Genomic DNA, 22311 nt, shown 5'->3' on the forward strand with positions numbered 1-22311 from the left:
GCAGTCTTTGCCGCCCGATAAGCACCTCTCGTGTCCAGCCGACTACTTTACTTACGCCTGCTCAAGCAGTTCTGCCCCTACGCCTGGATCGGCGTCGTCACCCTGTTCGCGGTCGGCCTGGCCGCCGCCACCGACGTGATGTTGATCCAACAGTTGCAAAACGTGGTAGACGCGTTGGCTCCCAACCACAACCTGGCCGCCGTTCGTCCCACCGCCGGCCTGTTGGCCGAAGTGCAGGGATGGCTGAAGCATTTGCTGCCGCACGATCCGGTCAACGCGGCGCTGTGGTCGATCCCGGCGGTGATCTTCGGGCTGGCCGTGATGCGCATGTTTTCCAGCTTCGCCGGCGAATACGGCGCCGCGTGGCTCAGCAGCCGGGTGCAGGCCAATCTGCGCGAGCTGATGTTCGCCCGCATCATGCGCCTGCCGAACGGCTATTTCGATCTATCCTCCACCGGCACCACGCTGTCGCGCGTGGCCTTCGACGCCGCCCAGGTGGCGCAGGCCGGCCTCACCGTGGTCAACGTCGCGGTGCGCGATTCGGTCGCCACCATCGGCTACCTGGCCACGCTGTTCATCGTCGACTGGCAACTGGCCCTGTTCTGCCTTGGCCTGCTGCCGATGGTCGCGATCATCGTCACCTTCGCCGGGCGCCGCATGCGCCACCTGAGCAAGAGCGCGCAGGCGGCCATGGGCTACCTGACCAATGTGCTCGACGAAAGCATCAGCGGCCAGCGCGTGGTCAAGATCTTCGGCGGCCAGAAGTACGAACAGGCCCGCTTCGACGGCGTGGTCAAGCTCAATCGCCAGCTGGCCGTCAAGCACGCGGCGACGTCGGCGCTCAACTCCGGCATCATCATGCTGCTGATCGGCACCACGCTGTCGTCGGTGATCTACTTCGCGCTGCTGCGCGCGCAGGCCGGCGCGCTGACGCCGGGCGCCTTCGTGGCCTTCATGTCGTCGCTGATGGCGATGCAGTCGCCGATCAAGAACCTGACCAAGATTAACGAACCAATGCAGCGCGGCCTGGCCGCCGCCGAATCCGTGTTCGGCCTGATCGACACCGAGGCCGAAGCCGACACCGGCACCAAGAAAGTGGAGCGCGCCGTCGGCCGCCTGGCGCTGGAGGAAGTCAGCTTCCACTACAGCACGGACGCCGACGCCAAGCCGGCGCTGGACCGCGTGTCGCTCGACATCGCCGCCGGCGAGACGGTGGCCCTGGTGGGCAGCTCGGGCAGCGGCAAGACCACGCTGGCCGGCCTGCTGCCGCGCTTCTACGATGTCAGCGCCGGCAGCATCACGCTCGATGGCGTCGACCTGCGCAACTACACCCTGGCTTCCCTGCGCCAGCAGATCGCGCTGGTCAGCCAGGATGTGGTGTTGTTCAACGACACGCTGGCGGCCAACATCGCGTACGGCGATCCGGAGCCGTCGATGCAGCGCATCGAGGCGGCGGCCCGCGCCGCCCACGCGCACGAATTCATCGAACGCCAGCCCAACGGCTACCTCACCTCGGTCGGCGAGAACGGCCTGCGGCTGTCGGGCGGCCAGCGCCAGCGCCTGGCGATCGCGCGCGCGCTGTACAAGAACGCGCCCATCCTGATCCTCGACGAAGCCACCAGCGCGCTGGACACGGAATCGGAACGCCTGGTGCAGGCGGCATTGGAGGTGCTGATGCAGGGCCGCACCACGGTGGTCATCGCGCACCGTCTGTCGACCATCGAAAACGCCGACCGCATCGTGGTGCTGGACGGCGGCCGCATCGCCGAAGTGGGCAGCCACGAGGCGCTGCTGGCGCAGCACGGCATCTACGCCCGCCTGTATCAAACGCAGAAGAGCGTTCAGGTGGCGTCGTGAAAAATCAGTCCCAGCGTATGCCTCGCGGTTGGAGCTGACTGCGCGGCGCGGATCCGGCTCACGCCATGCCGCATGGCGACCCGGTAGACGCCGCGCGCGCCCTGCGCCGGCCGGTGGTTGACCGGGAAGATCACCATGTCGCCGCGCTTGAGCGGCACCACCTCCACCCGCGACTGCATGCGCGGGCGCTGCTCGGTCAGCACGAACTCCCCTCCTTCGAAGTCCTTGCCCGGTTGGCTCAGCAAGATCGCCGCCTGCAGCGGGAACACGTGCTCGCCGTACAGGTCCTGGTGCAGGCAGTTGTAGTCGCCGGCGCCGTATTGCAGCATCAGCGGCGTCGGACGCTGCTGGCCGGCGGCGTGGCAGCGCGCCAGGAAGTCGGCATGGTCGGGCGGGAAGCGCGCCTCCATGTCCATCAGCTCATGCCAGCGGTTGGCGATGTCGGCCAGCGGGCCATACAGCGATTGCCGCAGCGCCGAGATCATCGACGGCAGCGGATAGCGGAAGTACTGGTACTCGCCGCTGCCAAAGCCGTGCTGCGCCATCACCACCCGGCTGCGGAACAGCGAGGCTTGCCGGTACTGCGCCGCCGTGGCGATGCATTCGTCGGCGCTTAGCATGCCGGGCACGATGGCGTAGCCGTGCGCGTTCAACTCATCGGCGATGGCCTGCCAGTCCAACCCCGCCACGTGCACCGCGATGCCGGCCGCCGCGCCGACCGCCTTGCGGGCGTTGGCCAGCGCCAGCGCGTTGGCGGCGGCTTGGGCGGCAGCGTCGGCATCGGCCGGGGTGGCGCTGTCGGCGGGCGGCGCCACGCTCACCGGCAGCGTCTTGCGTGGCTTGCGCTCGGCCGCGCCGCCGCCGAAATCGAACTCGCTGTTTTGCATTCCACCTTTCATTTGCCCGCCTCCCGGTCCAGCAGCGCGGCCTTGCGGTCCACGCCCCAGCGGTAGCCGGAGATCGAACCATCGTTGCGCACCACGCGGTGACACGGTATCGCCACCGCCAGCGCGTTCGCCGCGCACGCCCCGGCCACCGCGCGCGCGCCCTTCGGCACGCCGACCAGCACCGCCAGTTCCGCATAGCTGACCGTGCGCCCGGCCGGGATCTCGCGCAGCACCTGCCATACACGTTGCTGGAAGGCGGTGCCGCGCACATCGAGCGGCAGGTCCAGGCCGATCTCCGGCCGCTCCACCATGCCGACCACGCGCGACACCACCTGTTCATATTCCGGCTCGGCGCCGATCAGCTCCGCCTTCGGGAAGCGGTCCTGCAGATCGCGCACCAGCACATCGGGATCGTCGTCGATCAGGATCGCGCAGATGCCCTGCTCCGTGCTGGCCACCAGGATCGCGCCCAGCGAACAGGCGCCGATGGCGAAGCGGATCTGCGCGCCGCGTCCACCGGCGCGGAAGGCGGTCGGCGTCATGCCCAGCACCGACGGCGACTGCGCGTAGAACCGTCCGCTGGAGTTGTAGCCGGCCGCGTACATCGCGTCCGTCACCGTGGCCTGCCGCGCCAGCCCGTCCTGCATGCGGCGCGCCCGCTGGGCGTTGGCGTAGGCCTTGGGCGTAATCCCCGTCACCGCCTTGAACATGCGGTGGAAATGGAAGCGGCTCACGCCGACCGCCGTCGCCAGGCTGTCCAGGTCCGGCGCGGTCTCGGCGTCGGCGGCGGCGGCGTCGATCAGGCGGCAGGCCTGCGCCACGATGGCGGCCTGGCGCTCGACCAGCGGCGGCTGGTCCGGCTTGCAGCGCAGGCAGGGTCGGAAGCCGGCCTGCTCGGCCGCCTCGCGGCTGTCGTGGAAGGCCACGTTCTTGCGCAGCGCCGGACGCGCCCCGCACGACGGCCGGCAGTACACGCCGGTGCTGCGCACCGAGTACCAGAATTCGCCGTCGGCGCCGGCGTCGCGCTGCCGCACGGCGGCCCAGCGCAGTTCGTCGCCCTGGTAGGCGGTGCGCGTCACTTCTTTATTTGCTGTCTTGCCCATCTCAGACTCCATGATCGGATAAGGAATGCAGCCATCCTATCCAGCGCCGCGCCGCGACGCACTCCGGCTCTTGCTTTTGAATTCCAGATTGTACGTCGGGCCGGCACGCGATGCTAAAATGTCCTCCTGCCGCCAGCCAGGCGCGCCCTCGGAGAAACCGTTTGGACGAACAAGCCCTGCAAGACACCACCCCCATATTCCAGCGCATCAAGGATTACCTGGTGGCGCAGATCGCCGCCGGCACCTGGAAGGAAGGCGACGTGATCCCGTCCGAGCAGGCGCTGGTCAAGCAGTTCGGCGTGTCACGCATGACCGTCAACCGCGCCGTGCGCGAGCTGACCGCCGACCAGATCCTGACCCGCCGCCAGGGCTCCGGCACCTACGTCGCGCAGCAGAAGTACCAGGCCACGCTGCTGGAAATCAAATCCATCGCCGACGAGATCCGCGCCCGCGGCCACGCCCACCGCAGCAGCCTGCATCAGCTGGAGCGGGTCAAGGCCAGCGAGTTGATGGCCAAGCAGTTCGAGCTGCCGGCCGGCCATCTGCTGTTCCATTCGGTGATCGTGCACTTCGAAAACGGCGTGCCGATCCAGGTCGAGGACCGCTGGGCCAATCCGCTGTGCGCGCCCGACTACATGGAGCAGGACTACGCCGCCATCACCCCCAACGAATACCTGATGAAATCGGCCCCGCTGCAAGGCGCCAGCTACAGCATCGAAGCGCTGGCCGCCCCGCGCGACATCGCCGAGATGCTGGCCATCGACACCAGGCAAGCCTGCCTGGTGCTCAAGCGCCAGACCCGTTCCAACGGCCAGGTCGCCTCGATCGCCACCATGTGGCACCCCGGCCACCGCTACCAGTTCGCCGGCAGCTTCGCGCAGTAGAAGTTCCTTTACAACTTAGTCGACTACAGGCAAGCCGTCGATGCTATAGTTGCCCGGCCACAGCACAAATACCAGCAATGCCTTGCGGATTGAAAGGGAAGCTCTTGTCGCACCGCCGTCCCAGGTCCGGCCGGACCCTCTTCTGGCGCCGTCTGCCACGCAGCCTGACGGCGGTTGCGCTCGTGCTGGCCGGCAGCCTGGCTGGCGCCCAGGCGGCGGAGAAGGTCAGCATCCAGCTCAAATGGATGCACCAGTTCCAGTTCGCCGGCTACTACGCGGCCCAGGACCAGGGTTACTACCGCGACGTCGGCCTCGACGTCACGCTGCTGGAAGCCCGCCCCGGCGTCGATCCCATCCAGTCCGTGCTCGACGGCCGCGCCCAGTACGGCGTCGGCAACACCTCGCTGCTGGTGGCGCGCGGACGCGGCCAGCCGGTGGTGGTGCTGGCCTCGATCTTCCAGCACTCGGCCAGCGCGCTGCTGGTGCGCCACGGCGCCGACGGCAAGCCGCGGCCCTGGCCCGGCAGCCGCGTGATGCTGGCGCCGAACAACGAAGAACTGCTCATCTTTCTCAAGAAACTCGGCGTGCGCTCCGACAGCCTGGTGCCGGCCGTGCACAGCTTCAATACCGAAGACCTGCTCGAAGGCCGGGTCGACGCCATGTCGATCTACATCACCGAAGCGCCGTATCTGCTCGAACGCCACAACATCGGCTACGAGATCCTGTCGGCGCGCTCGCTGGGCGACGACTTCTACGGCGACCTGCTGTACACCAGCGAAAGCGAACTGCGCGAACACCCGCTGCGCGCGCAGGCGCTGCGCGACGCCACCTTGCGCGGCTGGCGCTACGCGATGGCGCATCCGGGCGAGATCGCCGACCTGATACGGGCCCGCTATCCCGAGCGCCACAGCCGCGAACACCTGATGTACGAGGCCCAGCACATCGCGCCGCTGCTGGAACAGGGCTTGATCGAACTCGGCTACAGCAACCCGGAACGCTGGCGCGCCATCGCCCGCGCCTACATCGAGCAGGGCATGTTGCCGGCCGAGTTCAAGCTGGACGGCTTCCTGTACCAGCCGCAGGCCAGCGACCGCCTGCTGCGCTACACCGGCGCGCTGGCGGCGGCGCTGCTGCTGCTGTTGACGGCGGCCGGCCTGTGGCGCCTGCGGCGGCAGGCGGCGGCGCTGCGCACGGCGCGCGCGGAACTGGGCGACGCCGAACGCATCGCCAGCTTCGCGCTGGAGAGCACCGGCGAAGGCATGTGGGAATGGCGGCTCGACACCGGCGCGCTGATGCTGTCGCCGCGCTACGGCGCGCTGCTGGGCTACGGCGCCGGCGAATTCGCGCCGACGCTGGAACAGTGGCTGGTCCACGTGCACCCGGACGACCAGGCGCGCGTCGAACGCAGCATCCAGGACCACCAGGCCAGCAGCTCGGAACTGAACAACCAGATCTTCAGCGAACACCGCATGCGCACCAAGGACGGCGGCTGGATCTGGGTGCTGGCGCGCGGCATGATCGTCGAACGGGACGCCGCCGGCCGGCCGCTGCGCGCCACCGGCACCATGGCCGACATCAGCGAGCGCGCCGCCGCCGAGGAGGCGCGCATGTGCGCCGTGGTCGACGCCACGCCGGGCGCCATGCTGATCGCCGACAAGAGCGGCCGGGTGCGCTACGCCAATCCGGCCTGCGCCCGCAGCTTCGGCTACGAGGGCACGATGGCCGGGCGCTCGGTCGAGCAGCTGGCGCCGGAGGCCATGCGCAGCAACGGCCGCACGCGCGAACTGTTCTCGCGCCCCAACCTGCCGGGCCGGGTGCTGAGCGCGATCCGCGCCGACGGCAGCAGCTTCCCGGCGATGGTGCACATCGCGCCGGTGATGCTGGCCGGCCAGGAGCTGGTGGTGATGGCGCTGCGCGACATGACCCAGCGCCAGCGCGCCGAGGAAGCGCTGCACGCCAGCTCCGAGCGCTACCGCCTGATCGTGCAGACCGCCGCCGAAGGCATCTGGATGACCGGCGCCGACGACCGCACCAGCTTCGTCAACCCGACCATGGCGCGCATGCTGGACTACGACGTCGAGCAGATGCTGGGCCGCGCCATGACCGACTTCATGGACGACGACGGCCATGCGCTGCTCAAGCAGCACCTGCAACGGCGCCTGGCCGGCGAGGCCTGCCAGGGCGACGTCTGCTTCCGGCGGCGCGACGGCAGCGTGGTGTGGTGCCTGCTGTCGACCACCGTCATCAACTCCGACGCCGGCCACTACGCCGGCACCCTGGCGATGCTGACCGACATCACCGAACGGCGCCGCGCCGACAGCGCGCTGCGCAGCTCCGGCCAGCGGCTGGCGTCGATCTTCAACACCGTCACCAACGGCCTGGTGATGATAGACGGCGACGGCTTTATTTTGGAAAGCAACGCCGCCGCCGCGCACATGCTGGCGCACGCGCTGGAGGTCGACGGCGGCCGCCTGTGGCGCGGCGTGCGCGAGGACGGCACGCCGTTCGACGTCGCCAGCCATCCGGTGCAGCAGGCCATCGTCACCGGCGTCTCGGTGCGCGACGTGGTGATGGGCGTGAGCCTGGCCAGCGGCGACGTGCTGTGGCTGTCGGTCAACGCCGAACCGATACCCGACGAGCGCGGCGTGGTGCCGCTGGTGGTGGCCAGCCTGACCGACATCACCGACCGCAAGCGCGGCGAAGACCAGCTGCGCGAACTGAACGAACACCTGGAAGAGCGGGTGGCGATCCGCACCGATGAGCTGAACCAGGCGCGCATGCTGGCCGAGGAGGCCAGCCAGACCAAGGGCCAGTTCCTGGCCAATATGAGCCACGAGATCCGCACCCCGATGAACGGCGTGATCGGCATGGCCTACCTGGCGCTGAAGACCGACCTCGATCCGCGCCAGCGCGACTACCTGGAAAAGATCCGCTTCGCCGGCGAGCACCTGCTGGGCATCATCGACGACATCCTCGACATCTCCAAGATCGAGGCGGGCAAGCTGGAGATCGAGCAGGTCGACTTCGCGCTCGACCACGTGATCCAGACCTTGACCACGGTGGTGGCGCCGAAGGCGGCCAGCCGCGACCTGGAACTGGTGTTCGACCTCGACCCCACGCTGCCCAAGGTGCTGCGCGGCGATCCGCTGCGCCTCGGCCAGGTGCTGATCAACTACGCCAACAACGCCATCAAGTTCAGCGAGAAGGGCCGGATCGAAGTGCGGGTGCGCCAGGTGGTGGGCGACGCCCATGGCTGCCTGCTGCGCTTCGAGGTGAGCGACTGCGGCATCGGCCTGTCGGAAGCCGAGATCGACAAGCTGTTCCAGTCGTTCCAGCAGGCCGACACCTCGACCACGCGCGAATACGGCGGCACCGGCCTGGGCCTGTCGATCTGCAAGCAGCTGGCGCAGCTGATGGGCGGCGACGTCGGCGTGCGCAGCCGGCCGGGCCTGGGCAGCACCTTCTGGTTCACCGCGCGGCTGGGCATTTCCAGCGCGACGGTGCCGGCGCTGATCGACCGCGTCAAGGACGCCGCCGCCGAGCTGCTGGCCTTCTCGCGCAGCGCGGCGGTGATGGCGGCGCTGAAGGATGCCCGCATCCTGCTGGTCGAGGACAACACCTTCAACCAGCAGATCGCGCTGGAGATGCTGGAGGAAGTCGGTTCCTCGGTGTGCCTGGCCGCCAACGGCATGGAGGCGCTGGAGCTGCTGCGCCAGACCGTGTTCGACTGCGTGCTGATGGACGTGCAGATGCCGCTGATGGACGGCCTGGAAGCGACGCGCCGCATCCGCGCCGACCCCAGCCTGGCCGACATGCGGGTGCTGGCGATGACCGCCACCGCCACCAACGAGGACCGGGTGCGCTGCATCGAGGCCGGCATGGACGACTTCATCTCCAAGCCGATCCAGCCGGCGCTGATGTACCAGACCATCGCCAACTGGCTGCCCGAGCGCAGCGATGACGACGCCGCGCGTGCGGCGCCGGCCGTGGCGCCGCGTCCGCTGTTCAAGACCACGCTGGGCGGCGACCCGGCCGTGATCGATTTGTCGATCCTGGCCAAGCTGCTGGGCTATCATCCCCACAAGGTGCGCAAGTTCGCCTTCAAGTTCCTGCAAAACACCCAGGACGGCCTGAGCCAGCTGGAGCAGGCGCTGCAACGGGGCGACCTGGCGCGGGTGCGCGAGCTGGGCCACCGCCTGAAGTCGCCGGCGCGCACCGTCGGCGCGCTGGGCATGGGCGAGCTGATGCTCGAGATCGAGCAGTTGCCGGCCGACGCCCCGCCCGAGCGGGCGGCGCAGCGGGCGCGCGCCATCCTCGCGCAGCTGTGGCCGCTGCTGGAACAGATCACCGAACAAATCATGACCAATACCACTTTCGCCGACGATAACTAGGGCAAGACCATGCGGATACTGCTGCTCGATGACGACAAATTCATGCTGGACGTGCTGGCCGACATGATCGCCGGCCTCGGGCCGCACGAGGTGCTGCGCGAGACCGACGGCCGCCGCGCGCTGGTGGAGCTGCGCCTGCGCCCGCCGGAGTTGCTGATTTGCGACTTGAGCATGCCGGTGATGGACGGCATCGACTTCCTGCGCCTTGCGGCGGCGCAGCAATACCGCGGCTGCGTGGTGCTGTTGTCGGGGGTGGACGGCGCCGTGCTGAAGACCGCGGCCCGCCTGGCCGAGGCGCAGGGACTGGCGATCCTGGACGCCTGCGCCAAGCCGCTGGCGAGCGACACCCTGGCCGCGCTGATGGCCCGCGCCGCAACCCGCTGCCAGGCCCAGCCAGGGCCGCTGCTAGACAACAATGCCAAATAGTTTAGATGGTTTTGACAATCTGCCGCACATTTCTAAAAAATGGGTTATTATTTACGCCATCCCCGCCTGCCGACCTTGTTGCCATCCCTTCCAAGACATTGAATTCGCGCAATTGGCCACCATCTGCTGCCTGTAACCGGCAACGTTGAAGGCGATTGCGGACAACATGGCATAATCCCCAGGCGTTATTGACCCCAACAGACCTCGATAGAGGAATATATGAGCGAAAACATCAAACACATCACCGACAGTTCTTTTGACGCCGACGTCCTGAAATCCGACCGCCCGGTGCTGGTCGACTTCTGGGCCGAATGGTGCGGTCCTTGCAAGAGCATCGCCCCGATCCTGGAAGAAGTGGCCAAGGAATACGACGGCAAGATCCTGATCGCCAAGATGGACGTCGACGCCAACCAGGCGGTGCCTGCCAAGTTCGGCATCCGCGGCATCCCGACCCTGATCTTGTTCAAGAACGGCGTCGCCGCCGCGCAAAAGGTTGGCGCCATGGCAAAAGGCCAGCTGACCTCTTTCATCGACAGCAATATCTAAGTAAGATAGTATTACGCTGGACAAAAACGGTGCCGCGCCCGCGGCGCCGTTTCATAACAGAGACAACCACGCAGTTCCCTCCCCTACCTTTACTTTCCCGTCACGGGACACTCAACACATATGCATCTATCTGAATTAAAGGCCTTACACGTCTCGGCATTGCTGGAGATGGCCATCGGTCTTGATATCGATAACGCGGCGCGTCTGCGCAAACAGGAATTGATGTTTGCGATCCTGAAAAAGCGCGCCAAGACCGGCGAACAGATTTTCGGCGACGGCGCCCTGGAAGTGCTGCCGGACGGCTTCGGCTTCCTGCGCTCGCCCGACGCCAGCTACATGGCGTCCACCGACGACATCTACATTTCCCCGTCGCAGATCCGCCGCTTCAACCTGCACACCGGCGATTCGATCGAGGGCGAAGTGCGCACCCCCAAAGATGGCGAGCGCTACTTCGCGCTGGTCAAGGTCGACAAGGTCAACGGCGAATCGCCGGAAGCCTCGAAGCACCGCATATTGTTTGAGAACCTGACGCCGCTGCACCCGAACGAGCCGCTGCGCCTGGAACGCGACATCAACGGCAGCGAGAACATCACCGGCCGCATCATCGACCTGATCGCGCCGATCGGCAAGGGCCAGCGCGGCCTGCTGGTGGCGTCGCCGAAGTCCGGCAAATCGGTGGTGCTGCAGCACATCGCGCACGCGATCACCGCCAACCATCCGGACTGCACGCTGATCGTGCTGCTGATCGACGAACGTCCGGAAGAAGTGACCGAGATGCAACGCTCGGTGCGCGGCGAAGTGGTCGCCTCGACCTTCGACGAACCGGCCACCCGCCACGTGCAGGTCGCCGAGATGGTGCTGGAAAAAGCCAAGCGCCTGGTCGAGATGAAGAAGGACGTGATCATCCTGCTGGACTCGATCACCCGCCTGGCGCGTGCCTACAACACCGTGATCCCTGCCTCTGGCAAGGTGCTGACCGGTGGCGTGGACGCCAACGCGCTGCAACGTCCCAAGCGCTTCTTCGGCGCCGCCCGTAACATCGAGGAAGGCGGCTCGCTGACCATCATCGCCACCGCGCTGATCGAAACCGGTTCGCGCATGGATGACGTGATCTACGAAGAATTCAAGGGTACCGGCAATATGGAGGTGCACCTGGAGCGCCGCCTGGCCGAGAAGCGCGTCTACCCGGCGATCAACCTGAACAAATCGGGTACCCGCCGCGAAGAACTGCTGATCAAGCCGGACCAGCTGCAGAAGATCTGGATCCTGCGCAAGCTGCTGTACTCGATGGACGAGATCGAAGCGATGGAGTTCATCCTCGACAAGATGAAGGCCACCAAGAACAACGGTGAGTTCTTCGACATGATGCGGCGCGGCGGTTAAAACCGCCCACAGCTTCGTTGCCCCTCCTAGCCGTGCTATTCGCACTGTCTTCGTCGGGGCGCCTCGCTGCGAGCGGTTTTAACCGCCGCGCGATGCCGGGGTAGTAAAAGCGAAGTGCATCATGACAAACAGGCAACCTCCGTGGTTGCCTGTTTGCGTTAACGCCGGTATAATCGCCGATCGCATCAACTTTAACTCTGGCAAGTGAGCGGCAATCGGGTCAAGAAGCTGGACCGACCGACGAAGTGCTGTTTGGCTACCTAACTAACCGAAGGCTTCAAAATGAAACCAGAAATCCATCCAGAATACCGCGAAGTTGTGTTCCACGACCTGTCGTGCGACTTCAAATTCGTCACCCGTTCGACCATCCAGACCCGCGAAAAGATCGAGCACAACGGTAAAGAATACCCGCTGATCAAGATCGAGGTATCGGCTGAATCGCACCCGTTCTACACCGGCAAGCACAAGATCGTCGACACCGCTGGCCGCGTTGAGAAATTCCGCCAGAAATTCGGCGCAGTTGGCTCGAAGACCCAAGTCGCACAAGGCTGATTTTCGCCGCGATGAACAAAAAAGCAGCCTCTGGCTGCTTTTTTTGTTTGTTCGCCTCGCCGGCCGCCGGTTTTCCTTCATACTCCCGTTCACCTCTCACTTGCATACCGATCGATGAAGCCAGTCCGTCTTCCCGCCGCCGCTACCCTGGCACTGCCGCGCTGGGCGCTGTTCGCCCTGGGCCTGCTGTACATCCTGCCTGGCCTGATCGGCCGCGATCCATGGAAGAACGACGACGCCGCCAGCTTCGGCATCATGTGGACCATGGCGCACGGCACTTGGCAGGACTGGCTGTGGCCCAACATCGCCGGCCTGTCGATGCCGGACGAAGGCCCGCTGGCGTTCTGGCTGGGCGCGCTTGGCATCAAGCTGTTCGGCTGGCTGATGGGCGATGTGCTGGCGGCCCGCGTCGGCACCGTCGGCGTCTTCCTGCTGGGCGTGCTGTCGCTGTGGTACGCCACCTTTAACCTGGGGCGCCGCCAGGATGCGCAACCGCTGCGCCTGGCCTTCGGCGGCCAGCCCGAACCGAACGACTTCGGCCGCACCCTGGCCGACGCCGCCGTGCTGCTCTACCTCGGCTGCCTGGGCCTGCTGCTGCACAGCCACGAGACCACCTCGGAGGCGCTGCAAGTGTCGCTGGTGGCGCTGCTGCTGTACCGTACCGTGCGCTACGTGGAAGGCCCGTCGCTGCGCAACGCCGCCCTCAGCGGCCTGGCGGTCGGCCTGCTGACCCTGACGCGCGGCTGGGTCACGCCGGTGTTCCTCATGCTGGCCCTGTTCGCCTGCACCCGTTTCCTCGACCAGCCCGCCATCCGCGCGATGCGCGACCTGGGCGCCACCATCGCCGTCGGCGGCGCTGTGGCCGCGCTGTGGCTGCTGCCGGCGCAGCTGCTGCAACCCTACCACCAGCTGCCGCTGAACGCCTGGCTGGCGTGGAACCTCAACCTGTTCGACCTGCCGAGCGCGCTGTCGCTCAAATTCTTCTTCCGCGTCGGCGTCTGGTTCTTCTGGCCGGCGTGGCCGTTCGCCGGCTGGGCCGTGTGGGCCTGGCGCCGCCAGCGCCGCGCGCTGCACATCGTGGTGCCGCTGGCCTTCGTCACCATGGGCGCGCTGCTAACGCTGTTCAACGGCCAGCCCGAGCAGGGACAGCTGCTGGTGCTGCTGCCGCCGCTGGCCATCATGGCCGCGTTCGGCCTACTGACCATGAAGCGCGGCGCCATCAACGCCATCGACTGGTTCTCGGTGATGGCGCTGACCTTGTGCGCGGCCGTGATCTGGCTGTTCTGGATCGCCAAGCTGACCGGCTGGCCGGCCAAGGCCGCCAAGAACGCGCTCAAGCTGGTGCCCGGCTTCCATCCCGAGCTGGGCTGGATCGCGCTGCTGGTGGCGCTGGCCGCCACCGCCGGCTGGTTCGCGCTGGTGCACTGGCGCATCTCGCGCCAGCCGGCCGTACTGTGGCGCGCCGTGGTGCTGTCGTCCGGCGGCCTGATCCTGATCTGGATTTTGCTGATGACCTTGTTCCTGCCGGACGTCAACTACAGCAAGAGCTACGCCAGCGTGGCGCACCAGATCGCCGAGAAGCTGCCGGCCGGCGCGCGCTGCATCGAAACCAATGTCGGCCCGGCCCAGCGCGCCTCGTTCGCCTACTACGCCCAACTGCCGTTTGCCGGCGTCGAAAGCGACCGCTGCGACCTGCTGCTGCTGCAAGACAGCATCAAGCTGCGCGACGAGCGCGAGCTTCCGGCGCGCTACCGCGACCAGCAATGGCGCCTGCTGTGGGAAGGCCGGCGTCCGGCCGACCGCGACGAACGATTCCGCCTGTACCGCCGCGCTGATTAGTCCAAGGAATGGGAGTGGCCGATACGGCCGGAGGGGTGCTGCGGCACTGAGCGCCGGCCGAGCTGGTCATCCAGCTCAAGCCGGCACTGCCCGGAATGCGGCGCGACGGGTGCGGGACCCTGCGCCGATTGGCCCGTCATCAACGCTTGGCCATGACGATGGTGTTGGCCGGCAGCTGGGCCGTCATCGGCAGACGTTCGTAGTTGCTGACGGTAAGCGTGTCGCCGTCGTCGCCGAACGCCATGCGCGAACCGTTGCGGGTGATGAATTCCGCCGGCCCCACCGCGAAGATTTCCACCCGCGCCTGCCCCTGGATCTCGGTGTAGAAACGGCCGACCTGACGCGTGAAGCGCAGGGTGTCGCCGTTGCTGAGATGGTAGGAGGACTGGTAGTCGGCGAACTCCCGCGGCTCCATGTGGTAGCGCGTCGCGCTGATCTTCACGCTTTCGCTGGCGGCCTCGGTGGAGGCGGAGGCGGAGGCCGGCGCGGCGGACGCCACGGCGGCGATGGACAAAGCGGCGGCTACAGCCAGGCTCAACAGAGTGGTCTTCATGGTCTTGCTCCAATCAATTTTTTAGGGTGGGCAGCATGCCCGATGTGCTGAGTTGCCTAGGCTTAACGGCGGGCCATGACGATGGTGTCGCCGGTGGCCTGGGCCAGTGGCAGACGGCCGAAGTTGGCCACGCCGACGTTCTCGGCTTCATCGCTGAATTCAAAGCGGGTGCCGGCGTCGCTGATGAACTGGTCCTTGGCGATCGGGTAGATTTCCACGCGCTGCCCCTTGTCGAGCTGGGCGTAGAAGTGGGCCTGGCGCTGGCTGAATTTCAGGACCTGGCCATTGGACAACTGATACGAATTTTTGTAGTCCGCAAAGTCTTCCTGCATCATATGGATGCGCTTGTGGTCGCCTTTGATCTGAACGCTGGTGTCGTCCGCATGGGCGGCCGGGATGGCGGCGAAGGCCAGTGCGGCGACGAGGCCGAAGAGTGTAGTTTTCATGGTGTGCTCCGTAAGGGTATTGAGTCATTAAAACTGCCGGGGAGCCACCGCTGCATTTTTCGAATCAGCGGTAGACAGATGCAGATTAACAAAGACTTTGCGCAAGATCAGGCGTATGCGACGAGCGGCAAATCCGCGTGCGCCAAGCGTAAAAAAACGCGATGAACGGCGCCGCCGCCTCGGCGCCCACGGACGAACGCTATCGGCGCCGGCAATCCGGCCAAATTCCTCTGCGATGGCGGGGAATAGCTGCCCAAACCTTGCACAAATATAAAAATTCCGCGCGATGGCTTGCGACATGCAGGCAAATCAGTGATAATGCGGGTCGCGTTGCCGGGATGGCGGAATAGGTAGACGCACGGGACTCAAAATCCCGCGCCGCAAGGCGTGCCGGTTCGATTCCGGCTCCCGGCACCACCCAATACCGTAAAAAACCCGTTATGCCCGCCAGGCATAGCGGGTTTTTTATTGCCTGGCGCCGGCGCCGCCCACAGCCGCCTCGATGAGCTTGCGAAACAACAGCCACTGGACCGCTTCAGTGTAGTTTCCCGCTAAAACGGCATAAACCATATGCAAGATTATTCCGGTTTCTATATTTCCATTATGCATATGCTATCGTCATTTCACGCAAACCCGCCTGTACAGGATTGCGTGGCCCGGTGCGGCGGGGGCCCGCCGGTATTCTTTCGATAGTTTGATGGAGGTGTAGAAATGGCTGTATCGTTTAAACCTGCTGTGATGTCCACCCTGTTGCTGGCCATGGCCTTGAGCGCGGGCGCCGCGTCGGCCAACGCGCTGAGCGAAAATTTCGACGGCGGCGTGCCGGGCGGCTGGACGGTCGTCAACAACAGCGATCCACGGGGCGACGTCAACTGGTTCCAGGGTAACCCTGCCGTGTTCGCTGCCCAGCAGGGCGCGGCCGCGTCCTACATCGGCGCCGGCTGGACCAGCGGCAAGGACGTGTCGGCCATCAGCAATTGGCTGATCATGCCAACCTCGACCTACCATAATGGCGACACCCTGTCGTTCTACACCCGCACCGTCGAACACTCGATCTTCCCCGACCGCCTGGAAGTGCGCTTCAGCAACGTCGGCGGCGCCAATGTCGGCGGCACGGCCGACAGCGTCGGCTCGTTCAGTTCGCTGCTGCTGTCCGTCAATCCCGGCCAGGACGCCAACGTCTATCCGGAAGCCTGGACCAAGTACAGCGTGACGCTGAACGGCCTGTCCGGCGCCACCAGCGGCGCCTTCGCGTTCCACTATTCGCTCGCTGACGGCGGCCCGAACGGCACCAGCTCCAACTATATCGGCCTCGACACTGTGTCGATCACCGCCGTGCCGGAACCGAGCACCTACCTGATGCTGGGCGCCGGCCTGGGCTTGGTCGGCCTGGCACGCAAGCGCAAGGCCAAGACGGCTTAAGCAGCAAGCCCCGGCAGGCTGGCGAGGCAGGCTGCCGCCGCCGCGCCGGCCTGTTCCGCTAGAATGGCGAGATGCCACCCGCCAAACTCCCCAAATTCCCCGGCCCGCTGACCGCGCGCGGCGCCGTGCTGGCCATCCTGATCTCCGACGCCGACCAGACCGGCGCGCCGCCGCTGCAAGGACGCACCTCGCTGGCCGCCATCGTCAAGACGCTCAAGCGCAAATACCACTGGCCGGTGGAGGTCAACAGCTTCCCGTCCAACACCGGCGACGGCCGCGCCAGCTGGGCCACGGTCTACAGCCTGCCGCCCGCCGTCATCGCCAAGGCGCTCGCCAGCGGCGGCCGCGAATGGCTGGAACGCCGCAGCGCCGCCCACGGCGCGCCGTAACATCTGCTTACTCTGGAAACACTTTCTGCGTCACCAGCTTTGCTCTCCAGCTCGTTATAGGTACAAGCGCCACTGTGGCGCAACCCAGGAGAACAAAAATGACGACCACCCCAACCACCCGCATCCACCCAATGATGGCCGTCGCCGCCGTGTCGCTGACGCTGGTCAGCCTGGTCGGCGCCGCGTCGATCGCCGGCCTGCTGCCAAGCTCGCACGCCACCCCCGACACCAGCCCGCCGGCCACCACGCCTGCACTCGCCAACTCGGCGCCGCCAACTGGCGCGCCACTGGCCGCCCAAGCTACGCAGCAATACCGCCAGCCGGTGGCGGAGCACCGCACCGTGCATCACGTGACGCCGCAGGTGCGCCACGTCAACAACGACGGCGACAGCGTCCAGGCGCCAGTGGCCCAGGCGCCGGCCCCGGCACCGGTGGCACAGAACAGCCCGCTCGGCATGGGCATCGGCGCGGTGGTCGGCGGCTTGATCGGCAACCAGGTCGGCGGCGGCAAGGGCAAGACCGCGGCCACCATCGCCGGCGCGGTCGGCGGCGCCTACGTCGGCAACGAGATCGCCAAGAAGAACTAAGCCCGCCCCGCGCAGCACCACGGCCCGGCCCCGCACAGGGGACCGGGCCGTGGTGTTTGCGGCGGCGCAAAGCCGGATTTAGTTTCTCATTGGAAAATATGACATAATACCTGCCGCCCTACCGCCACACTCACGATCGTCATGACCACCGCCACCGACCCACACGAAGACTTGCGACATTTCTGGAACCAGCGCGTCAAGGCCAGCCGTTGGCTGATCGTCAAGACCTCGGCGCTGGGCGTGCTGGCGGCGATCTGCGGCGTGCTGGGCCAGGGCTGGCTGGAGGACGCCAGTCCGCTGTTCCCCATCATCAGCCAGAACTACGGCGCCTGGCAGGCCGGCTATCTGCTGTCCTTGCTGGTGATCTTCCTGCTGTGGGCGGCCGCCATGCTGCAAAAGTTCAGCCTGCTGCAAAACAGCAAGCAGGGGCGCGCCATGCAGCAGCGCATCGACGAGCACAACGAGCGCATCGCCCAGCAAAAGCTGGAGGCGAAACAGCGCCGCGAACTGGAACAGAAGGAAAAGGAAACCGCCCCCTCCTTCTTCAAGACCTCCCCGCGCAGTAGCAAGTTCGACTACTAAGCTATTCGTAGCGCAGGCAGTCCACCGGCAGCAGCTTCGACGCCCGGCGCGCCGGGTAGAAGCCGAAGAACACCCCCACCAGGCTGGAGAAGCCGCACGCCACCACCACCGCCTGCAAGGTGATGAACACGTCGAACTTGCCGGTCGAGGTGATCGCGGTCGCCGCCCCGGTGGCCAGCAGGATGCCGAACACGCCGCCCACCAGGCAGATCACCACCGCCTCCGTCAGGAACTGCAACAGCACGTCGCGCGGCTTGGCGCCGATCGCCATGCGGATGCCGATCTCGCGGGTGCGCTCGGTCACCGACACCAGCATGATGTTCATGATGCCGATGCCGCCGACGATCAGCGAAATCGCGCCGATCAAACCCAGCAGGGCCGCCAGGCCGGCGCTGATCTTTTGCGCGGTCTCGGCGAACGAGGCCAGGTTGTCGATGCGGAAATCGTCCGGCTGCTCGAACTTGATGTGGTGGCGGTCGCGCAAGGTTTCATTGATGTCCTGGATGGCGTCCTGCAGATTGCCGCCGGACTTGCCCTGCGCCACCACGTAATGCACATTGCCGGGGAAGGGCAAGCGCACCAGGCTGGCCGCCGAGGCCGTGATCGGCACCAGCACGTAGTCGGCCAGGTCGCCGCCGTCGACTTGCTTGCCCTCGCCGTACAGCACGCCCACCACCTGGAACGAGACGTTCTCGATGCGGATGTACTTGCCCAGCGGGTCGACCTTGTAGAAGAACTGGTCGGCGATCTTCTTGCCGATCACCACCATGCGCGAGGCGGCGCGCACGTCGGCGTCGCTGAAGGCGCTGCCCTTGTCGATCTTCCAGCCGCGGATCTTGAACATGGCCGGCGTCACGCCGTGCACCGTCTTCGAGGCGTTCTCGTTGCCGACCGCCAGGTTGAAGCCGCCCTGCAGCACCGGCGCCGCGCCGGCCAGCGACGGCAGCGCGTTCAGCGCCGCCGCGTCGGCCATGGTCAGGGCCGGCGCCGCGCCGCTGCGCAGGCGCTGCTGCTGCGCGCGGTCGCCGCCGGGCGAGATGAACAGCATATTCGTGCCCAGCTGCTCGAGCTCCTTGGCGATGAAGCGCTTCATGCTGTCGCCCACCGCCAGCAGCAGCACCACCGAGGTGATGCCGATGATGATGCCCAGCATGGTCAGCAGCGTGCGCAGGCGGTTCGCCATCATCGAGCGAAACGCCTCGACCACTATCTGTAAAGGATTCATATCGTTTATACGGTTATGGATTCATGGCCCTGCGACATCAGCCGCAGGCCTTCGGCGGCCGGGCCGTCGTACAGCACATGGCCGTCCTTGAGCCGCATCAGCCGCTTGCTGTAGGCCGCGATGTCCGGCTCGTGCGTGACCAGCAGGATGGTGATGCCGCGCTCGTCGTTGAGCTGCTGGAAGGAGCGCATGATCTCCTCGCTGGTCTGGGTGTCGAGGTTGCCGGTCGGCTCGTCGGCCAGGATCAGCGGCGGATCGCCCACCAGCGCGCGGGCGATCGCCACCCGCTGCTGCTGGCCGCCGGACAGCTGGTTCGGCGTGCGCCTGGCGTAGTCCTTCAGGCCGACCCGCTCCAGCTCCACCAGCGCCTTGGCGTGCGCCTTGCCGCGCGAGACGCCGGCGTAGATCAGCGGCAGCGCCACGTTCTCCGCCACGCTCATGCGCTTGATCAGGTTGAAGCTCTGGAACACGAAGCCGATGGTGCGGTTGCGGATGGTCGCCAGCTCGGCGCGCGACAAGGTCAGCGTGTCGACGCCGTTGAGGTGGTAGCTGCCGCCGGTGGCCTGATCCAGGCAGCCGAAGATATTCATCAGGGTCGACTTGCCCGAGCCGGACTGGCCCATCACCGCCAGGAAGTCGCCGCGCGGCACGGCCAGGTCGATGCCGAACAGCACCTGGGTCTCGACGTTGCCGGAAAAGTAGCTCTTGGTGACCTGGCGGATATCGATCAGCGGTTGCGGCGCCGTCACAGCTCGCCCTGCTTCTCGTTGATGGCGCGGGTGATCACCTTGTCGCCCTTCTTCAGCCCGCCGCCGACCACCTCGGTGTAGCGGAAGTTCGACAGGCCGATCTTGATGTCCCTGGCCACCGGGTTGTTCTTGTCGTCCATGGTGTAGATCTTGAACGAGCGCGCCAGTTCGCTCTTGCTGCGGAAGGCGGCGTCGTCTTCCGGCGGCGGCGTGTCGGCCACGGCGCTGGCCGAGGCGCCGGCGCCGCCGGCCTTGGCCGCCTTGTCCTTCTTGGCCTGCTTCTCGATCTCCTCGTCGCTCAGGCGGAAGCGCAGCGCGGCGGTCGGGATGCGCAGCACCTGCTGGCGGTTGCCCACCAGCAGGCGCACCTGCGCCGTCATGCCCGGCTTGAGCAGCTCCTCGGTGTTGTCCACGTCCAGCACCACGTTGTAGGTGACCACGTTCTGCACCACGTTGGCGGCCAGCCGGAACTGGCGCATGCGGGCGTCGAACTCCTTGTCCGGATAGGCGTCGACCACGAAGCGGGCCGCCTGGCCATCCTTGAGCGCGCCGACGTCGGCCTCCGAGACGCTGGTGTCGATCTGCATCTTGGTCAGGTCGCGGGCGATCTGGAACAGGGTCGGCGTGGTGAACGAGGCCGCCACGGTCTGGCCCAGGTCCACCGTGCGCTTGATGATGACGCCGTCGATCGGCGAGCGGATCACGCTGTTGTCGAGGTCGGCCTGGGCGCGCGCCAGCTGCGCCTGCGCCAGCTGGATGTTGGCCGTCGCCACGTCGACCTCGCGCTTGGACTGGTCCAGCGCCAGCGGCGAGATGTAGCTCTGCGTCACCAGCGTCTGGTTGCGCTGGTGGGTGGCCTGCGCCAGCCGCAGGCTGGCCCGCGCCGACGCCAGCTGCGCCTCGACCTGGCGGATCTGGGCGTTGAAGATGGTCGGGTCCAGCTTGAGCAGCACCTGGCCTTTTTTCACATGGTCGTTGAAGTCCGCCTTCAGCTCGCTCACCGTGCCCGACACCTGCGAGCCGATGTTGATCAGCGCCACCGGGTTGATGGTGCCGGTGGCCGTCACCGTCTGCGTGATGTTGCCGGTGTCGGCGGCGGCCACGCGGAAGCGCGGCGCCTCGAGCACCGGGGTCTTGCTTTTGGAATACCAGGCGGCGCTGGCGCCACCGATCACGAGCAGGCCGATGGCCAGCGCTATCTTCTTCTTGGTCAGGAAAGCCATCGTTTCGTGAGTCCCATAGGTGAGATCCGGCGATATGCGGATCAGCCCGCCAAGTATATGGCGTTTTGCAAGGAATGCAACATGGCAAGGATTTTGTCTGCGGCTCCACCGTTGGACGGAGCGCCAGGCCACCCGATCGCGGTATGTGCAAAGTCGCAGTCCGGGATAGCCCGTCTGGGCGTTCCCGGCCCGGCCGTTCCTGCCTACCATGGGCCACATCATCACTCACCAAGGAAGCCCATCATGTCCAGCAACGCCAGCAATCCCTCCCGCCGCAACGCCCTGGTCGGCAGCGCCGTCGCCGCCGTGGCTGCCGCCCTGCCGCTGGCCGCCGTCAGCGGCGACAGCCAGGCCGCCGCGTTCGGCAAGGTTGCCAAGACCGCCAGCACCATCACCACCCGCGACGGCGTCGAGATCTACTACAAGGACTGGGGCCCGCGCGGCGGCCAGCCGGTGATCCTCAGCCACGGCTGGCCGCTCAACGCCGACAGCTGGGAGTCGGCCGCCTTCCACCTGGCCAGCAACGGCTTCCGCGTGGTCAGCCACGACCGCCGCGGCCACGGCCGTTCCAGCCAGCCGTGGGACGGCAACGACATGGACCACTACGCCGACGACCTGGCGCAGCTGATCGAAGCGCTGGATTTGAAGAACATCATCCTGGCCGGCTTCTCCACCGGCGGCGGCGAGGTGGCGCGCTACGTGGGCCGCCACGGCACCAGGCGCGTGGCCAAGCTGGCGCTGGTGTCGGCGGTGACGCCGCTGATGGCCAAGACCGCCACCAACCCCGGCGGCCTGCCGGTCGAGGTGTTCGACGGCATCCGCGCCGCCTCGATCGCCAACCGCGGCCAGTTGTACCTGGACTTCGCCTCGGGCCCGTTCTTCAACTACAACCGCCCGGGCGCCAAGCCGTCGCAGGCGCTGATCAACGCCTTCTACAACCAGGGCATGCAGGGCGGCCACAAGAACACCTACGACTCGATCAAGGCCTTCTCGGAAACCGACTTCCGCGACGACCTGAAAAAATTCGACAAGCCGACCCTGATCATCCATGGCGAGGACGACCAGGTGGTGCCGATCGATGCCGCCGGCCGCGCCGCCGCCAAGCTCGTGCCGCACGCCACACTGCTCACCTACCCCGGCGCGCCGCACGGCCTGACCGACACCCACAAGGACCGCTTCCACGCCGATTTCCTGGCCTTCGCAAAATCCTGATACAACCCGGTGCTTGTTATGTGATAAGGTTTCTGCTGTGCCAGTTCGCCCAGCG

The 22311-nt window shown here is 66.4% G+C and carries 21 protein-coding genes and 1 tRNA gene; 14 read left to right on the forward strand and 8 right to left on the reverse strand.

The features are described from left to right. The first annotated feature begins 30 nt into the window (after positions 1 to 30). A complete protein-coding gene (gene msbA, locus AC07OK_RS04000) occupies positions 31 to 1857 on the forward strand; it encodes a lipid A export permease/ATP-binding protein MsbA (RefSeq protein ID WP_494689068.1) in 1827 nt (608 codons plus the stop codon). Here msbA and AC07OK_RS04005 read toward each other — a convergent pair. Next, positions 1842 to 2744 (reverse strand): 2OG-Fe(II) oxygenase, encoded by a 903-nt coding sequence (locus AC07OK_RS04005; RefSeq protein WP_494689069.1) that lies wholly within the window; start codon positions 2742 to 2744, stop codon positions 1842 to 1844. The two genes, msbA and AC07OK_RS04005, sit on opposite strands and share 16 nt — an antisense overlap. An 8-nt stretch (positions 2745 to 2752) precedes the next feature. Further along, positions 2753 to 3859, reverse strand: coding sequence for a bifunctional DNA-binding transcriptional regulator/O6-methylguanine-DNA methyltransferase Ada (gene ada / locus AC07OK_RS04010; RefSeq protein ID WP_494689070.1), 1107 nt, complete (start codon positions 3857 to 3859; stop codon positions 2753 to 2755). A gap of 149 nt (positions 3860 to 4008) precedes the next feature. Here ada and hutC point away from each other — a divergent pair, with 149 nt between their 5' ends. The 7 genes from hutC to AC07OK_RS04045 all read left to right on the forward strand — a co-directional run bounded on the left by hutC (position 4009) and on the right by AC07OK_RS04045 (position 13868). After that, positions 4009 to 4731, forward strand: coding sequence for a histidine utilization transcriptional repressor HutC (gene hutC, locus AC07OK_RS04015; RefSeq protein WP_020701017.1), 723 nt, complete (start codon positions 4009 to 4011; stop codon positions 4729 to 4731). A 104-nt stretch (positions 4732 to 4835) separates the two neighbouring features. After that, on the forward strand, positions 4836 to 9122 hold the full coding sequence (locus AC07OK_RS04020) for a PAS domain S-box protein (RefSeq protein ID WP_494689071.1): 4287 nt from the start codon (positions 4836 to 4838) through the stop codon (positions 9120 to 9122). A 9-nt stretch (positions 9123 to 9131) separates the two neighbouring features. Further along, complete coding sequence (locus AC07OK_RS04025) at positions 9132 to 9548, forward strand: response regulator (RefSeq protein ID WP_494689072.1); 417 nt, start codon at positions 9132 to 9134, stop codon at positions 9546 to 9548. 219 nt (positions 9549 to 9767) lie between these two features. After that, positions 9768 to 10094: a thioredoxin TrxA gene (gene trxA / locus AC07OK_RS04030; RefSeq protein ID WP_020701014.1), complete on the forward strand. Its 327-nt coding sequence runs from the start codon at positions 9768 to 9770 to the stop codon at positions 10092 to 10094. Between the two features lie 120 nt (positions 10095 to 10214). Beyond that, positions 10215 to 11477 carry a transcription termination factor Rho gene (gene rho / locus AC07OK_RS04035; RefSeq protein WP_026334025.1) on the forward strand — a complete coding sequence of 421 codons (1263 nt, stop codon included), beginning with the start codon at positions 10215 to 10217 and terminating at the stop codon, positions 11475 to 11477. Between the two features lie 282 nt (positions 11478 to 11759). Further along, a complete protein-coding gene (locus AC07OK_RS04040) occupies positions 11760 to 12029 on the forward strand; it encodes a type B 50S ribosomal protein L31 (protein ID WP_116991849.1) in 270 nt (89 codons plus the stop codon). A gap of 114 nt (positions 12030 to 12143) precedes the next feature. Then, positions 12144 to 13868 (forward strand): ArnT family glycosyltransferase, encoded by a 1725-nt coding sequence (locus AC07OK_RS04045; protein WP_494689073.1) that lies wholly within the window; start codon positions 12144 to 12146, stop codon positions 13866 to 13868. Positions 13869 to 14007: 139 nt separating this feature from the next. Here the strand turns inward: AC07OK_RS04045 and AC07OK_RS04050 are convergent, their stop codons facing one another. From AC07OK_RS04050 to AC07OK_RS04060, 3 genes are all read right to left on the reverse strand, one after another. After that, positions 14008 to 14421: a hypothetical protein gene (locus AC07OK_RS04050; protein ID WP_494689074.1), complete on the reverse strand. Its 414-nt coding sequence runs from the start codon at positions 14419 to 14421 to the stop codon at positions 14008 to 14010. 62 nt (positions 14422 to 14483) lie between these two features. Further along, positions 14484 to 14867: a gel scht gene (locus AC07OK_RS04055; RefSeq protein ID WP_494689075.1), complete on the reverse strand. Its 384-nt coding sequence runs from the start codon at positions 14865 to 14867 to the stop codon at positions 14484 to 14486. Positions 14868 to 14894: 27 nt separating this feature from the next. After that, positions 14895 to 15167: a hypothetical protein gene (locus AC07OK_RS04060; protein ID WP_494689076.1), complete on the reverse strand. Its 273-nt coding sequence runs from the start codon at positions 15165 to 15167 to the stop codon at positions 14895 to 14897. 32 nt (positions 15168 to 15199) lie between these two features. Between AC07OK_RS04060 and AC07OK_RS04065 the strand changes: the two genes are divergently transcribed. The 5 genes from AC07OK_RS04065 to AC07OK_RS04085 all read left to right on the forward strand — a co-directional run bounded on the left by AC07OK_RS04065 (position 15200) and on the right by AC07OK_RS04085 (position 17847). Then, positions 15200 to 15284: transfer RNA gene (locus AC07OK_RS04065), tRNA-Leu, on the forward strand. Between the two features lie 294 nt (positions 15285 to 15578). Next, entirely contained in the window at positions 15579 to 16289 is a 711-nt protein-coding gene (locus AC07OK_RS04070; protein WP_494689077.1) for a choice-of-anchor J domain-containing protein, read from the forward strand. 71 nt (positions 16290 to 16360) lie between these two features. Continuing rightward, positions 16361 to 16678: a hypothetical protein gene (locus AC07OK_RS04075; protein WP_494689078.1), complete on the forward strand. Its 318-nt coding sequence runs from the start codon at positions 16361 to 16363 to the stop codon at positions 16676 to 16678. A 98-nt stretch (positions 16679 to 16776) separates the two neighbouring features. Then, positions 16777 to 17265 (forward strand): glycine zipper 2TM domain-containing protein, encoded by a 489-nt coding sequence (locus AC07OK_RS04080; RefSeq protein ID WP_494689079.1) that lies wholly within the window; start codon positions 16777 to 16779, stop codon positions 17263 to 17265. 141 nt (positions 17266 to 17406) lie between these two features. After that, complete coding sequence (locus tag AC07OK_RS04085; protein WP_494689080.1) at positions 17407 to 17847, forward strand: hypothetical protein; 441 nt, start codon at positions 17407 to 17409, stop codon at positions 17845 to 17847. A gap of 1 nt (position 17848) precedes the next feature. Here the strand turns inward: AC07OK_RS04085 and AC07OK_RS04090 are convergent, their stop codons facing one another. From AC07OK_RS04090 to AC07OK_RS04100, 3 genes are read right to left on the reverse strand one after another with little or no spacing between them, the layout of a single operon-like run. Then, entirely contained in the window at positions 17849 to 19033 is a 1185-nt protein-coding gene (locus AC07OK_RS04090) for an ABC transporter permease (RefSeq protein WP_494689081.1), read from the reverse strand. A gap of 44 nt (positions 19034 to 19077) precedes the next feature. After that, on the reverse strand, positions 19078 to 19821 hold the full coding sequence (locus AC07OK_RS04095) for an ABC transporter ATP-binding protein (RefSeq protein WP_494689082.1): 744 nt from the start codon (positions 19819 to 19821) through the stop codon (positions 19078 to 19080). After that, on the reverse strand, positions 19818 to 21044 hold the full coding sequence (locus AC07OK_RS04100) for an efflux RND transporter periplasmic adaptor subunit (protein ID WP_494689083.1): 1227 nt from the start codon (positions 21042 to 21044) through the stop codon (positions 19818 to 19820). The genes AC07OK_RS04095 and AC07OK_RS04100 overlap by 4 nt, the downstream gene beginning before the upstream one ends. A 243-nt stretch (positions 21045 to 21287) precedes the next feature. Between AC07OK_RS04100 and AC07OK_RS04105 the strand changes: the two genes are divergently transcribed. Continuing rightward, positions 21288 to 22256, forward strand: coding sequence for an alpha/beta fold hydrolase (locus AC07OK_RS04105; protein ID WP_494689084.1), 969 nt, complete (start codon positions 21288 to 21290; stop codon positions 22254 to 22256). The last annotated feature ends 55 nt before the right edge of the window (positions 22257 to 22311 follow it).

The sequence above is a fragment of the Duganella sp. GW821-FHT07G03 genome (genome assembly GCF_059418605.1).

What these genes read in the sequence shown, in the direction of transcription:
- ada (WP_494689070.1), bottom strand. Translation starts at nt 3,859, where the DNA reads ATGGAGTCTGAGATGGGCAAGACAGCAAATAAAGAAGTGACGCGCACC.
- AC07OK_RS04005 (WP_494689069.1), bottom strand. Translation starts at nt 2,744, where the DNA reads ATGCAAAACAGCGAGTTCGATTTCGGCGGCGGCGCGGCCGAGCGCAAG.
- trxA (WP_020701014.1), top strand. Translation starts at nt 9,768, where the DNA reads ATGAGCGAAAACATCAAACACATCACCGACAGTTCTTTTGACGCCGAC.
- AC07OK_RS04080 (WP_494689079.1), top strand. Translation starts at nt 16,777, where the DNA reads ATGACGACCACCCCAACCACCCGCATCCACCCAATGATGGCCGTCGCC.
- AC07OK_RS04025 (WP_494689072.1), top strand. Translation starts at nt 9,132, where the DNA reads ATGCGGATACTGCTGCTCGATGACGACAAATTCATGCTGGACGTGCTG.
- AC07OK_RS04040 (WP_116991849.1), top strand. Translation starts at nt 11,760, where the DNA reads ATGAAACCAGAAATCCATCCAGAATACCGCGAAGTTGTGTTCCACGAC.
- AC07OK_RS04100 (WP_494689083.1), bottom strand. Translation starts at nt 21,044, where the DNA reads ATGGCTTTCCTGACCAAGAAGAAGATAGCGCTGGCCATCGGCCTGCTC.
- AC07OK_RS04060 (WP_494689076.1), bottom strand. Translation starts at nt 15,167, where the DNA reads ATGTCGCAAGCCATCGCGCGGAATTTTTATATTTGTGCAAGGTTTGGG.
- AC07OK_RS04055 (WP_494689075.1), bottom strand. Translation starts at nt 14,867, where the DNA reads ATGAAAACTACACTCTTCGGCCTCGTCGCCGCACTGGCCTTCGCCGCC.
- AC07OK_RS04105 (WP_494689084.1), top strand. Translation starts at nt 21,288, where the DNA reads ATGTCCAGCAACGCCAGCAATCCCTCCCGCCGCAACGCCCTGGTCGGC.
- AC07OK_RS04085 (WP_494689080.1), top strand. Translation starts at nt 17,407, where the DNA reads ATGACCACCGCCACCGACCCACACGAAGACTTGCGACATTTCTGGAAC.
- AC07OK_RS04075 (WP_494689078.1), top strand. Translation starts at nt 16,361, where the DNA reads ATGCCACCCGCCAAACTCCCCAAATTCCCCGGCCCGCTGACCGCGCGC.
- AC07OK_RS04070 (WP_494689077.1), top strand. Translation starts at nt 15,579, where the DNA reads ATGGCTGTATCGTTTAAACCTGCTGTGATGTCCACCCTGTTGCTGGCC.
- AC07OK_RS04045 (WP_494689073.1), top strand. Translation starts at nt 12,144, where the DNA reads ATGAAGCCAGTCCGTCTTCCCGCCGCCGCTACCCTGGCACTGCCGCGC.
- AC07OK_RS04050 (WP_494689074.1), bottom strand. Translation starts at nt 14,421, where the DNA reads ATGAAGACCACTCTGTTGAGCCTGGCTGTAGCCGCCGCTTTGTCCATC.
- rho (WP_026334025.1), top strand. Translation starts at nt 10,215, where the DNA reads ATGCATCTATCTGAATTAAAGGCCTTACACGTCTCGGCATTGCTGGAG.
- AC07OK_RS04090 (WP_494689081.1), bottom strand. Translation starts at nt 19,033, where the DNA reads ATGATGGCGAACCGCCTGCGCACGCTGCTGACCATGCTGGGCATCATC.